The organism is Roseateles sp. GW821-FHT03B02 (genome assembly GCF_059421025.1).
Map to the genome: position 1 here is coordinate 433,503 of NZ_JBWKUV010000004.1, position 12,453 is coordinate 445,955.

General features: G+C 66.9%; 16 protein-coding genes and 1 tRNA gene. 14 read left to right on the forward strand and 3 right to left on the reverse strand.

Annotated elements, in window-relative coordinates; genetic code table 11:
- Positions 1-19 precede the first annotated feature (19 nt).
- Entirely contained in the window at positions 20-982 is a 963-nt protein-coding gene (gene pdxA / locus AC07VX_RS14330) for a 4-hydroxythreonine-4-phosphate dehydrogenase PdxA (protein WP_493165397.1), read from the forward strand.
- Here pdxA and AC07VX_RS14335 read toward each other — a convergent pair.
- Together AC07VX_RS14335 and mscL are read right to left on the reverse strand one after the other, a co-directional pair.
- Complete coding sequence (locus AC07VX_RS14335; RefSeq protein WP_493165398.1) at positions 979-3,357, reverse strand: DUF1631 family protein; 2,379 nt, start codon at positions 3,355-3,357, stop codon at positions 979-981. The genes pdxA and AC07VX_RS14335 overlap by 4 nt on opposite strands.
- A 134-nt stretch (positions 3,358-3,491) precedes the next feature.
- On the reverse strand, positions 3,492-3,914 hold the full coding sequence (gene mscL, locus AC07VX_RS14340) for a large conductance mechanosensitive channel protein MscL (RefSeq protein WP_493165399.1): 423 nt from the start codon (positions 3,912-3,914) through the stop codon (positions 3,492-3,494).
- Positions 3,915-4,090: 176 nt separating this feature from the next.
- On the opposite strand from mscL, the gene petA reads away from it, so the two are divergent.
- From petA to AC07VX_RS14370, 6 genes are all read left to right on the forward strand, one after another.
- Positions 4,091-4,687 (forward strand): ubiquinol-cytochrome c reductase iron-sulfur subunit, encoded by a 597-nt coding sequence (gene petA, locus AC07VX_RS14345; RefSeq protein ID WP_493165400.1) that lies wholly within the window; start codon positions 4,091-4,093, stop codon positions 4,685-4,687.
- Between the two features lie 20 nt (positions 4,688-4,707).
- Entirely contained in the window at positions 4,708-6,114 is a 1,407-nt protein-coding gene (locus tag AC07VX_RS14350) for a cytochrome b (RefSeq protein ID WP_493165401.1), read from the forward strand.
- Positions 6,115-6,134: 20 nt separating this feature from the next.
- A complete protein-coding gene (locus AC07VX_RS14355; protein ID WP_493165402.1) occupies positions 6,135-6,905 on the forward strand; it encodes a cytochrome c1 in 771 nt (256 codons plus the stop codon).
- A 142-nt stretch (positions 6,906-7,047) separates the two neighbouring features.
- Complete coding sequence (locus tag AC07VX_RS14360) at positions 7,048-7,665, forward strand: glutathione S-transferase N-terminal domain-containing protein (protein WP_056192820.1); 618 nt, start codon at positions 7,048-7,050, stop codon at positions 7,663-7,665.
- A complete protein-coding gene (locus tag AC07VX_RS14365) occupies positions 7,665-8,168 on the forward strand; it encodes a ClpXP protease specificity-enhancing factor (protein WP_493165403.1) in 504 nt (167 codons plus the stop codon). Before AC07VX_RS14360 ends, AC07VX_RS14365 begins: the two co-directional genes overlap by 1 nt.
- A 25-nt stretch (positions 8,169-8,193) precedes the next feature.
- Positions 8,194-8,269 (forward strand) — tRNA-Thr (locus AC07VX_RS14370).
- A gap of 62 nt (positions 8,270-8,331) precedes the next feature.
- Here AC07VX_RS14370 and AC07VX_RS14375 read toward each other — a convergent pair.
- Positions 8,332-8,610 (reverse strand): hypothetical protein, encoded by a 279-nt coding sequence (locus AC07VX_RS14375; protein WP_493165404.1) that lies wholly within the window; start codon positions 8,608-8,610, stop codon positions 8,332-8,334.
- A 261-nt stretch (positions 8,611-8,871) separates the two neighbouring features.
- Between AC07VX_RS14375 and AC07VX_RS14380 the strand changes: the two genes are divergently transcribed.
- The 7 genes from AC07VX_RS14380 to AC07VX_RS14410 all read left to right on the forward strand — a co-directional run bounded on the left by AC07VX_RS14380 (position 8,872) and on the right by AC07VX_RS14410 (position 12,449).
- The gene (locus AC07VX_RS14380) at positions 8,872-9,090 is read left to right on the forward strand and encodes a helix-turn-helix domain-containing protein (protein ID WP_493165405.1); all 219 of its coding nucleotides are present in this window, start codon (positions 8,872-8,874) and stop codon (positions 9,088-9,090) included.
- The gene (locus tag AC07VX_RS14385; RefSeq protein ID WP_493165406.1) at positions 9,087-9,563 is read left to right on the forward strand and encodes a hypothetical protein; all 477 of its coding nucleotides are present in this window, start codon (positions 9,087-9,089) and stop codon (positions 9,561-9,563) included. The genes AC07VX_RS14380 and AC07VX_RS14385 overlap by 4 nt, the downstream gene beginning before the upstream one ends.
- Positions 9,563-9,757, forward strand: a complete 195-nt coding sequence (locus tag AC07VX_RS14390; RefSeq protein WP_493165407.1) for a hypothetical protein — start codon at positions 9,563-9,565, stop codon at positions 9,755-9,757. The genes AC07VX_RS14385 and AC07VX_RS14390 overlap by 1 nt, the downstream gene beginning before the upstream one ends.
- Positions 9,754-11,334, forward strand: coding sequence for an AAA family ATPase (locus tag AC07VX_RS14395; RefSeq protein WP_493165408.1), 1,581 nt, complete (start codon positions 9,754-9,756; stop codon positions 11,332-11,334). Before AC07VX_RS14390 ends, AC07VX_RS14395 begins: the two co-directional genes overlap by 4 nt.
- A gap of 133 nt (positions 11,335-11,467) precedes the next feature.
- Entirely contained in the window at positions 11,468-11,692 is a 225-nt protein-coding gene (locus AC07VX_RS14400) for a hypothetical protein (RefSeq protein ID WP_493165409.1), read from the forward strand.
- Positions 11,693-11,707: 15 nt separating this feature from the next.
- Complete coding sequence (locus tag AC07VX_RS14405; protein WP_493165410.1) at positions 11,708-12,028, forward strand: hypothetical protein; 321 nt, start codon at positions 11,708-11,710, stop codon at positions 12,026-12,028.
- 28 nt (positions 12,029-12,056) lie between these two features.
- Positions 12,057-12,449, forward strand: coding sequence for a hypothetical protein (locus tag AC07VX_RS14410; RefSeq protein WP_493165411.1), 393 nt, complete (start codon positions 12,057-12,059; stop codon positions 12,447-12,449).
- Positions 12,450-12,453: the final 4 nt, after the last annotated feature.

Genomic DNA, 12,453 nt, shown 5'->3' on the forward strand with positions numbered 1-12,453 from the left:
CGCCCCACTCCTCATCAGCATGGGCGATGCCTGCGGCATCGGCCCGGAAATCATCGCCAGACTGTGGCGGCAGGAGGCGCCGCGGGATGCCGTCGTCGTCGGCGACTTGGCCGTCATGCGGCGCGCCGTGGCGATGGTGGGCGGCGGGCTGGCGGTGGCGGGGCTCGACGGGCCCCAGGAGCTGGCCCGTGTGCCGCCGCGTTGCCTGCCGGTCTGGCAGCCTGCCGGTTTGCCGCAGGATCTGATGGAGGCTCCGATGGGCCGGGTGGATGCCCGCGCGGGCGCGGCGGCGGCGCGCTGCATCGAAGCCGCCGTCGGGCTCATCCAGTCCGGCTGTGCGCGGGGCCTGGTCACGGCGCCCATCCACAAGGAGGCCCTGCACGCCGCCGGCTCGCCCTACCCGGGGCATACGGAGATGCTGCAGGCGCTGGCCGGTGGCGTGCCGGTGCGCATGATGCTGGCCAACGAGGAGTTGCGAACGGTGCTCGTCACCATCCACTGCTCGCTGCGCGAGGCCATCGATCTCGTCACGCGCGCGGCCGTGCTGGAGACGCTGCGCATCACCGACGCCGCGCTGCGTCGCATGGGCTTTGCCGTGCCGCGCATCGCCGTGGCCGGGCTGAACCCACACGCCGGGGAGGGTGGTCTGTTTGGCGACGAGGAGATCCTGCACATCGCACCGGCCATCGCGGACGCGCGGGCAGCAGGCATGGACGCGAGCGGGCCTTTCGCGCCGGACACCATCTTCATGCGCGCCCGCCGCGGCGAGTTCGATGTGGTCGTCGCGATGACGCACGACCACGGGCTGATCCCGGTCAAGTACCTCGGTGTGGAGCAGGGCGTCAACGTGACGCTGGGCCTGCCTTTCGTGCGCACCAGCCCCGATCACGGCACGGCCTTCGACATTGCGGGCCGGGGTGTGGCCGACCCGTCCAGCCTGGGCGCAGCGCTGACGATGGCCCGGCGGCTGGCCGCAGCCTAGCGACCGCCCAGCGCGGCGAGCTGGGCCCGCGTGCGGGCGGTCGCGCGCTCCAGCAGCAGGGCTTGTTCGTAGGCGCGCATGCGGCCGGCTTCGCAGAGCTTCTTGAGCATGCGGGCCGTCATCGTCACCGTTTCCTGGTGGCGGCTGCCGTGCGTGAAGATGAAGAAGCTGCGGCCCGCGCTGACGTGGGCCAGGCGCACCTTCTGCCAGTGATCGCCCGTGTGCATCTGGTAGGCGAAGCCCAGCTGCAGGTTGTCCATCAGCAGCGCGCCGCTGGCCGGCTCGGCGGCGCTCTCGGCGGCGGGCAGGCCGTCGATGGAGATGTCCACGGCCTGCAGCGGTGCGGCGGCCGCGGCGGCGTCATTGCCGGACAGGTCCAGGTCCAGCTCGCCGCTCCAGTCGACGCCCGAATCTTCCACCAGGCCCAGGCTCTTGGCTTCGGCCGGCGTCAGGCGCTGGCTGGCATCGAGCTCGCCGGGCGCGGTCTCGCCGGCCACGGGCTTGGTGAGGTCGGCCTCCACGGGCGGGGCGACGCCGAAGATCTGGTCGAGCTGCTTGACGAGCAGGTTGGTGTCCAGCGCGCTGGGGGCTTGGCCCTTCAGCGATTCGGCATGCGCGGGCAGCAGGGCACCGAAGAAGTCCTTGCGCGGCGCGTCCGGCCAGCGGATCAGGTCCAGCCCCTCGTTGAGGGTGCGCATCAGGTTGGGCAGCTCGCGCAGGAAGTCGGAGCGCGCCGCGGTGCCGCCCTTGGGCTGCACGCTCATGACGAGGCTGCGGCCGAGCTGGCGCAGGCGCAATGCCCGTTCCGGCGCGCCCTCGCGCGAGGCCAGCACGATGGCCTGGCTCCAGACCTGGGCGAGGAAGTTGCGCAGGAAATCCTGCATCGGCACCCGGGCGAGTTGCTGCTGCAGCTGCAGCGCATAACGCTGCTGCAGGCGCAGGTCGGTCTCGCGGCGCTCGACGACGGCGGCGGCATCGCCGGCGGCCTTCAGCGTGTTGCGGGTCTGCTCGGCGATGAAGGTTTCGAGTTCGTCCAGCTTGGCCGTGTAGACGTCCATGCGATCGAAGTCGCCCTGGGCCACGTCCTGCACGAGATCGCGCACATGCGCGAGGAAGGAGCGGCCGGGGTCTTCGCCGAAGTCGTCGAAGGCGCAGGCAAGCGATGCCATGCGGTTGACGAACTGGCGCACGGGATGGCGGCGCGAAGAGAAGAAGGTCTCGTCGCCAAGGGCGACGCGCAGCACCGGCAGTTGCAGGCGCGCGAGCAGGCGCGCCATCTGCGGCGGCACCTTGGGGTCGGAGAGGATCTGGTCGAACAGGCCGGCGACGACGTCGATGACCATGTGGTCCAGCCGGCCGTTGGCGAGCTGGCGCAGCTCGTCGCGGTGCTGGTGGATCAGGTTGGTCGGCAGGGGCAACTGGCCCCAGGCACTGGGCTCGCCGCTGAGGGTGTCCAGGCCCATGCGGCCGGAGTTGCCGCTGTCGTAACTGCCATCATGGGCGCCGGGCGACTGCGCGAGGCGGCGCAGAAGGTCCATCATCTGCGGGTCGACGCGGCCGATGCCACCGCCGCGGCCGCCGAAGCCGGTGCTGCCGAAGCCGCTGCCGCGCGCGCCGCCCTGGCCGAGGCCGCCGTGGCCCGAGCCGCCATAGCCGCCGCGCGTCGACATGCTGCCGTGGCCGGAATCGAGGTCTCCCGGCTGGGTAGCAGCGCCCAGGCCGCCGTGGCGCGACATGCCGCCCTCCGGCGTGGCCCGCACGCGCAGGTCCTGCGGGCGCAGGCCGCGCGAGCGCAGCAACTCGGCGATGTCGGCATAGCAGGCGCGCATCTCCTGCGCGAGCGCACGGGTCAGCTCGTCGGTCAGGGTCTGGCGCGTCTGCGGGTCGTCGGTGATGGACTGGACGGCGTCGAGCAGACCTTGGGCGACGAGTTCGGGCCGCAGCGGGTTGCGCTCGCCGACTTGGATGCTGGCGACGTAGGACTCGACCTCGCGCAGCTCCCACTCGCAGTGGTGGCCGATGGCCAGGCCGATGCGGTCGGCGGCGACGAGGTTGTTCACCTGGTCGTCATCCATCAGCGAGAGCTCGCCCCAGTCCTTCTTGGCCGCAGGCGCCGCCATGGGCCGAGTCTCGGACTGTTCGGCAGCGACCTGGCGGCGCAGGCTCTGCACGAAACGCTGGGAGAACACCGCCTGCTGCTGGCGGAAAACGAACTGGGCCGCCTGCAGCGCGTCGCGGCGTTTGACCTGGCCTGCCGACAGGGACGACAGGCCCAGGCCTTCCGCGCAGCGCTCCGCAGCCTGCTCGCCCGCAAGGCGAATGCGGGTCAGGGAGGCTTCAAGGTGCGGATTCAGGCGGATCTCAGGCGCGTTCATCAACAAATTGGCACTGGAGGCTTCGAAAGTATCGCGCGTGCAACAAGCTCGGGTTTTCAGCAGGCTGCCAAATTGGTGGCAAAAAAAAGCCCGGTAACCATTCCTTACCGGGCGGTTGGGGGCAGAACGAGAGCTTAGCGCTTCAGGGAGTCGCGAATCTCGCGCAGCAGCTGAATGTCTTCCGGCGTCGGCGCCGGCTCGGCGGGGGCCGGCGCGGCTTCGGGCTCGCGCTTGAGGCGATTGATCTGCTTGATCATCAGAAAGATGACGAATGCCAGGATGATGAAGTTCAGCGAAACTGTGATGAAGCTGCCGTAGGCCAGCACGGCGCCTTCCTTCTTGGCCTCGGCCAGCGTCGCGGCCGTCTGGCCGGCCAGCGGGATGAAGTAGTTGCTGAAGTCCAGCCCGCCGAAGATCTTGCTGACCACCGGCATGATGACGTCGCCCACCAGCGAGTCAACGATCTTGCCGAAGGCGCCGCCAATGATCACACCGACCGCGAGGTCGACCACATTGCCCTTGACGGCAAATTCCTTGAACTCGGAAAAGAAACTCATGCGCACTCCTGGTTGGGGATGTCTTCGGATGACTCGGGCCCATGTTGGCGCCAACTCACGGGGCCTAGAAGGCGGGTAAACCTGTGGTCGGGTGGCGCGGCCTGGGCCGGGCGCCGGGTAAGCGTCCGTTAGAATCCTGAGTTGCCCCTGATCAGAAGTCTCTTTAGAGGACCCTCATGAGTGACCAGCAAGTGGACCAAGGCAAACGCACCTGGTTGATCGCAACCGGTTGCGCCGGCGCCGTGGGCGGCGTCGCGACCGCCGTGCCCTTTGTCAGCACATTTGCGCCCAGCGAGCGCGCCAAGGCCGCCGGCGCCCCCGTCGAGGTCGATATCTCCGGCATCAAGCCCGGCGAGAAGCTGACCGTCGAATGGCGCGGCAAGCCCGTCTGGATCGTGCGCCGCACGCCGGAGCAGATCGAGGCCCTGAAGAAGAACGACGGCCAGCTGGCCGACCCGAATTCCGATCGGAAGGCATTCCCCATCCCCGACTACGCCAAGAACGAAGGTCGCTCGATCAAGCCCGAGTACCTCGTCGTCGTCGGCATCTGCTCGCACCTGGGCTGCTCGCCGAGCGACAAGTTCGCATCCGGCGCCCAGCCTTCGCTGCCGGATGACTGGAACGGCGGCTTCCTGTGCCCCTGCCACGGCTCGACCTTCGACATGGCCGGCCGGGTCTTCAAGAACAAGCCCGCGCCCGACAACCTCGAGGTGCCGCCGCACATGTACCTGTCCGACGCCAAGCTGGTGATCGGCGAGGACAAGAAGGCCTAAACAGGAACACGGGACGAGACATGGCTGAATTCAAAGAAGCTCCCGCAGGCGCCTCGGTTGGCGTGAAGACCATGACCTGGCTGGAGAACCGGTTCCCGACCGCGTTCGACGCCTACAAGGTCCACATGTCGGAGTACTACGCGCCGAAGAACTTCAACTGGTGGTACATCTTCGGTTCGCTGGCGCTGCTGGTGCTGGTGATCCAGATCGTCACCGGCATCTTCCTGGTGATGCACTACAAGCCGGATGCCGGCCTGGCCTTCGCGTCGGTCGAGTACATCATGCGCGACGTGCCCTGGGGCTGGCTGATCCGCTACATGCACAGCACGGGCGCCTCGGCCTTCTTCGTGGTCGTCTACCTGCACATGTTCCGCGGCCTGATCTACGGCAGCTACCGCAAGCCGCGCGAACTGGTCTGGATCTTCGGCTGCGCGATCTTCCTGTGCCTGATGGCCGAAGCCTTCATGGGCTATCTGCTGCCTTGGGGCCAGATGTCCTACTGGGGCGCCCAGGTCATCGTGAACCTGTTCGCCGCCGTGCCCTTCGTCGGCAACGACCTGGCGCTGATGATCCGCGGCGACTACGTCGTCGGCGACGCCACGCTGAACCGCTTCTTCAGCTTCCACGTCATCGCCGTGCCGCTGGTGCTGCTGGGTCTGGTGGTGGCCCACCTGCTGGCCCTGCACGACGTCGGCTCCAACAATCCGGACGGCGTCGAAATCAAGAAGGGCCCGAAGGACGCGAACGGCAAGCCCGTGGACGGGGTGCCCTTCCATCCGTTCTACACGGTGCACGACATCTACGGCGTCTGCCTGTTCCTGATGGCCTTCACCGCCATCATCTTCTTCGCGCCGGAGCTGGGTGGCTACTTCCTGGAGTACAACAACTTCATCCCGGCCGACCCGTTGAAGACGCCGGCCCACATCGCGCCGGTCTGGTACTTCACGCCGTTCTACTCGATGCTGCGTGCGACCACCGACGTGATGGTCAACGTGCTGTGCGGCGTCATCGGCATCGCCGCAGTCGTGAGCTTCCTGAAGGGCAAGTTCGGCGGTCCGGCCAAGCTGGCGCTGCTGGTGGCTGCGGCCGTGATGATCTTCCTGCTCAAGGTCTTCGACGCGAAGTTCTGGGGCGTGGTCGTCATGGGCGGCGCCGTCATCATCCTGTTCTTCCTGCCCTGGCTGGACCACAGCCCGGTCAAGTCGATCCGCTATCGCCCGGACTGGCACAAGGCCGTCTACGCCGTCTTCGTCGTCTTCTTCCTGTGGCTGGGCTATCTCGGCATCCAGCCGCCGAGCGACATGGGCACCCTGGTGGCCCAGGCCGGCACGCTGTTCTACTTCGGCTTCTTCCTGCTGATGCCGTGGTGGAGCCGCCTTGGCACGCCCAAGCCCGTGCCCGACCGTGTGACCTTCCACGCCCACTGAGCCGCGGAGCCAGAACACAAATGAAAAAGCTGATCGCCATCCTGCTGGCCTCGTTGAGCCTGGCCGGTGCCGCCCAAGCCAATACCGGTGGCATGGAGTGGGACAAGTTCCCCAAGGAGAAGATGTCGGACATGGCCGCGCTGCAGCATGGCGCCAAGCTGTTCGTCAACTACTGCCTTAACTGCCACTCGGCCGCCTACATGCGCTACAACCGCATGCGCGACATCGGCCTGTCGGAAGCCGACATCAAGAACAACCTGCTGTTCGCGGCCGATAAGGTCGGTGAGACCATGAAGGTCAGCATCGATGCCAAGGACGCCAAGGCCTGGTTCGGCGCCAACCCGCCCGACCTGTCGGTCATCGCCCGCTCCCGCGCCGACGGCGCCAAGGGGGCGGGTGCGGACTACCTCTACACCTACATGCGGAACTTCTACCGCGACGACACCAAGGCCACGGGTTGGAACAACCTGACCTTCCCGAGCGTCGCCATGCCGCACGTGATGTGGGAACTGCAGGGCCAGCGCGCGGCCAAGTTCGAGGAAGTCGCCGACCCGCACGACCACGACAAGAAGACCCACGTCTTCGCCGGCTACCAGCAGCTGACCCCCGGCACCCTGACCGAGCGCCAGTACGACGAGGCCGTCGCCGATCTGGTTGCTTACCTGCAGTGGATGGGCGAGCCGGCACAAGGCCAGCGCTTTCAGCTCGGCGTCATCGTGCTGATCTTCCTCGGCTTCCTGACCGTGTTCGCCTGGCGCCTGAACGCCTCGTACTGGAAAGACGTGAAGTAAGCCTGCAAGTCCCGGTGCCGCTCAAAAAGCGGTGCCGAACCACGCAGTGGGGCGAGCTCGTAGCCACCCACTGCGTTTGCTTTTTCAGCGCGACCCCACCGTCGCGCGTTTTCGATTGACTGACCCCTCGGGAGCCCAAGCCATGATGGTCCTCTACTCCGGTACCACCGACCCCTACTCGCACCGCTGCCGTTTCGTGCTGTTCGAGAAAGGCATGGACTTCGAAATCCGCGACGTCGACCTGTTCGCGAAGCCCGAAGACATCGCGCTGATGAATCCGTACAACGAGGTGCCCATCCTCGTCGAGCGCGACCTCATCCTGTACGAATCGCACATCATCAACGAGTACATCGACGAGCGCTTCCCGCATCCGCAGCTGATGCCCGGTGACCCGGTTGCCCGTGCCCGCGTGCGCCTGTTCCTGCTGAACTTCGAAAAGGAGCTGTTCGCCCACGTGAACATCCTCGAAGGCCGCGGCACGACCACCAAGGCGACGGACAAGCAGCTGGAAAAGGCCCGCTCGCAGATCCGCGACCGCCTGACCCAGCTCGCCCCCATCTTCCTGAAGAACAAGTACATGCTGGGCGACGACTTCTCGATGCTCGACGTGGCCATCGCCCCGCTGCTGTGGCGCCTGGACTACTACGGCATCGACATGTCCAAGAACGCACTGCCGCTCTTGAAGTACGCCGAGCGCATCTTCAGCCGCCCGGCCTACATCGAGGCGCTGACGCCCTCGGAAAAGGTCATGCGCCGCTGATGGACCAGACCCCTGCTTCCGGCGGCGCAGGTGGGGGTACGTCCACCCGCCCCTACCTGGTCCGCGCGCTGCACGACTGGTGCACGGACAACGGCTTCACGCCCTACATCGCGGTCCACGTCGACCGCTCGGTGCAGGTGCCGATGGAGTACGTGTCCAATAACGAGATCGTGCTCAACATCGGCTTCGATGCGACCAGCGGACTGGATCTCGGCAACGACCACATCCAGTTCAAGGCCCGTTTCGGCGGCGTCGCGCGCGAGATCATCGTGCCGGTGGATCATGTCGTCGCCATCTACGCTCGCGAGAACGGCCAGGGCATGGCTTTCCCCGCGCCGGAGCCGTTGGTCGAGGGTGCGCCGCTGCCCAGCCCGGCGCCCCAGGAGCCGCGCCGCAGCGGCTTGCGCCTGGCGAGCGAAGCCAACGAGGGCGAGGGTGACGACACGCCGCCGCCCGATGCGCCCAGCGGCGGCCCGCGGCCTTCGCTGAAGCGCGTGAAGTGAGCGCCTAGAATCACGCCCTGTTTTCGCCGGCTTAGCTCAGTTGGTAGAGCAACCGCCTTGTAAGCGGTAGGTCATCAGTTCGAATCCGATAGCCGGCACCAATGAAATCAAGCACTTACGGGCACCTTTGGGTGCCCGTTTTTCGTCCGATGCTACCGGCGTGCTACCCGAGGGGCGATTTCCTCGTGTCCTGACAGTTGAGGATGACGACGGCCAGGCGCTCCCAAGCGTCTGCTGCAGGGTCGTTTTGTAGGGCCAGCGCCACATCGTCAGCGAGGCCGGCGGGCAGCTCATCGAAGGCGCGGCCCGCTCGGGCCCTTCGCGCGACACGCAGAAGCATGCGCTTCAGTTCGTCATTGGGCTGGCTTCCATCGGGCTCGCGCAGGTCATCGAGTGCAGCGTCCACGGGTGGGCGGCAAAGGTCGGCCAACGTCTCTGGCATGGGGATCTCCTATCGGTGAGCCAGCGTAGGCGCGCCGGTGCTGCGTTTTCTCCACGATGGTGAGGTGGCCCTGCCCAGGCTGTTGTGTTCGGCGCGCCGCTCGAGACGAAACCTGCACAGCAATGCGCTGCCCCCTTTTTCCGTGCGAAGCCGGGTAAGACATTGGTGCTCCCACAACGTTGGGAGCGCACAAGCGAAGTAGCCGGGATTCCGGCTAACTACCCGCGAGACAAAGGCGCTCCCTAGCAACCAGGAGCGACCATGAACCCATCCGCATCCCCTGCGCCGCGCTCGCCGCTGCTGACGCCGCCGGAGGCCGCCGCCTACCTTCGGCTGTCCCCCAAGACGCTCGACACGGCACGCTGCACGGGGGAGCTCAACATTCCCTTCGTCAAGTACGGCCGCGCGGTGCGCTACCGCCAGAGCGATCTCGACACCTACATCGAGAGCCGCATGGTTGGGTTGCCGGAGGCCGCATGACCGGCCGCAACGACCACGAGCTTTGGCTCGCCTACGAAGAGCAGGGCAGCAAGGCAGCGAAGAACCGCGACGAGGCCATGGCGCTGGCCAGGCTGCTACGTGGGCATGACGCCTACGCTGACCCGAAGGACGTCCGGCACGCCACCGTCAAGCGCGACTTGAAGGCGCTCTACGACGGCCATGTGCCGAACGTTCCCGAGGTGGAGCTGATGCACATCAACGGCCGCGTGGTGGTCCCTGGGGCCAACGTGCAGGCCCAGCTCGGCAAGGCACCCGTGGCGCCGGAGGCAGTGCTGTCGGCGCGCTGGAACGCCGGAGCATCGCCTGAGTCGTTCTCCGCAGCGGACCGCGTCGCGCTGCGCCAGCTGATGGTGTCGCAGCCCGGCTACAGGGACGCCAATCACCCGGAGCACGCCGCGTTCGTCCACGACGCCGCGACCCTGTACGCGCTGGATGCTCCGAGGAGCCAGTGATGAGCGCCGCTGACTCCAAAGCCCTGGCCACCGCGAAAGCCCGTGCCGCGCTGGTGGGCGCCACGCTGCACGCGCTGCAGGACGACGACGGCTCGCCCCTCTACGTTGTGAGCTGGCGCGCCCTGACGCGGAGCTTCGACGGCTTGGCCGAGCTCGATGCCTGGCTGACCCGCTTCGAGGGTGGCAAGCGGTGATCGTCGATCCCCCGGCACATCACACCGAGGCTCCCGAGCAGCTGCGCACGGCGCCGCATTCGGAGGAGGCGGAATACAGCGTCCTGGGCGGCCTGTTGATCGACAGCAGCGCATACGCCCGGATCAGCGACAGCCTTAGCGCGGCGGACTTCTACTCTCACACGCATCGCACCATCTTCCTGGCCATCACCTCGCTGATCGGCGCCGGCAGGCCGGTGGACGTCATCACGGTGTTTGATGAGCTGGGCGACAAGGCGGCAGCGTGCGGAGGGCTGTCCTATCTCAACCAGGTCGCGCAGTCGGTGCCGAGCCCCGCGAACATCGTGCGGTATGCGGAGATCGTGGCCGAGCGCGCCACGCTGCGTTCGATCATCGCCGCCGCCGACGTGGCCAGCTCGCGCGCCTTCAAGAACGACCCGCCGGCCCAGGTCCTGGAAGAGCTGAGGGGGCAAGCTGACAGGCTGCAGCAGCTTCGCCAGCTCTGCCCGGTAGTACGCCCGCGCACTCTCGATCTGAAGATGCTGGCTGGCCAGAAGGCACCGGCGCGGGAATGGATCATCCGGGACTGGCTCAGCGACGGGCCGTCGCTCTTCGCTGCTGCGGGGGGCGTTGGCAAGACGCTGCTGGCCCAGCAGGCGGCCACCGCTGGCGCGCTCGGGCGCAGCTTCATCGGCGAGATCGAGCGGCCTTTCCGCAGCTTGATCTGGGCCTGCGAGGACGATGCCGACGAGCTTTGGCGCCGACAGGAAGCCATCAGCGCGCAGCTCGATGTCGAATTGGCCGCGCCGGGCGACAACCTGGTCATCCAGAGTCGCCGCGGCGTCGACAGCATGCTGATGGCACAGAGCCACGGCGAGCTGCGCCGCACGCAGTTGTTCGAAGAGTTGCGGCAGCAGGTCAACGACCTCGGCGTCGACGTCCTCTGGCTCGACAACGTGGCGCATCTGTTCGGCGGCGACGAGAACGTGCGCGGCCAAGTCACCTCATTCATCAACGCGATGGCCGGCCTGGTCACCGGGAGGCCGTTCGCCGTGGTGCTGCTGGCCCACACCGCGCGCCAGGCCGGATCTGAGTTCGCGGGCTCAGCTGCTTGGGAGAACGCTGTGCGCATGCGCTGGTACCTGGGCACGAAGCTGCCAGACCAGAAGGGCGACGAAGCGGATGAAGCCGACGGCGCCGACGTTCGGTTTCTCTGCAAGCGCAAGGCGAACTACTCCAGCCGCGATTACGTGCGCTTCACGATGACCGGCGGCGTGCTGGTGCCGGATCGGCCAGCGGATCACGTCGGCGGCCTGGTGTCGCAGTTGGACGAACAGCGAGCGGACGAGCTGCTGCTGGCTGGCTACAAGTCGCTGCAGCGAATGGGCATCGCGCCAACCGACGCGAAGAACTCGCCCGACTTCCTGCCCAAGCAGATGGCCGCCAAGAGCTTGGGGGCCGGCTACAGCGTGTCCGAGCTGACCCGGGCCATGAACCGGCTGATGAACCGCGGCGTGTTCGCCCGTGGCGTCGTCGGCCACTACTCGAACCGGAACCCGAAGCAGGGTCTGGTTCTCCAGACCGAGGAGGTTGCGTGATGCACCAAGTACCCGCACCAAGTCTGCACAAAGCTCGCACCAAGCCGCACAAAGCCTTGCACACAACCTCTCCCCCCCACGGAGTGGGGGGAGATGGTGTGCAGTGTGTGCTGGTGCGCGGAGTCATCAAGTCATGAGCGCATCAGCACCAGCACTCGTTCAGTCCTGGCGCGTTGGCAGCCGCACCGCCACGCTGTCCGTCTCGCAGCCCGATGGCAACGGCCAGCGCGCCGCCGTCATCGAGTGGTCGCCAGACCAGCCTCAGCGGCTGACCAAGGCGCAGTTCAAGCAGTACCGCCGCGGCCGGAATGCCGCGATCCAAGCGCTGGGGCTCACCACCCTGGTGATCGAAATCTGACCCAAAGGAGAACCCATGTCCACGCACATCGCCCACCAGGTCTCGAAGGCCTACCAGCAGACCCCCGCCTGGACGCAGGACACGCCGGGCGATGCCGCCGCCGGTGTCGCTTCAACGGCCTGGGCGCCCGTCGTCACCGAGCTTGCACGCCACACCGGCGCCACGGCACCGAAGGCCGACAAGTTGGCCGCCTACACCCAGCTGGTGGGCGAGCTGCGCCGCAGCTCCAAAGAGATCCCGACGAGCAAGAAGCTGGGGCCGGCCGAGCGCCTCGCCTTCGGCGCCTGGTTGCAGTTGCTGCTCAACACCTACGAGCCGCTGTTGGCCAACGTCTGACCCAACCCCAACCGACTACGGAGAAATCATGTCCAGCATCCACCACTTCAAGCGCGACTACGAAGAGTTCGTAGGCGAGACCTTCGCCGTGCCGCGCGGCCGTCTTGTTGGCGCAGAGCTGCACGTCCTGCCGTTTTCAACGTCAGGCGCAACTCTGGCCAAAGACGACACTTTGCAACTGCTCATCGAGGTGCGCGCGCGGCCCGGGTCGGAGTTCGAAACGGTCGCAGCGTCGCCTGTGCTGTCTCAGTACCAGGAGGCCGTTGCGAAGGTGCTCATGCCCATGCGCGACGCCGCTGTTCCCAACGAACAGGGCGAGACGCCAGCTGTCGCCGCGACGCCCGAACCGATTGCCAGGTTCCGACTGGTGCACGCGGGCACTCAGCCGCCGCGATACGACCTGCGGATCGTGGGCCTTTGATGAG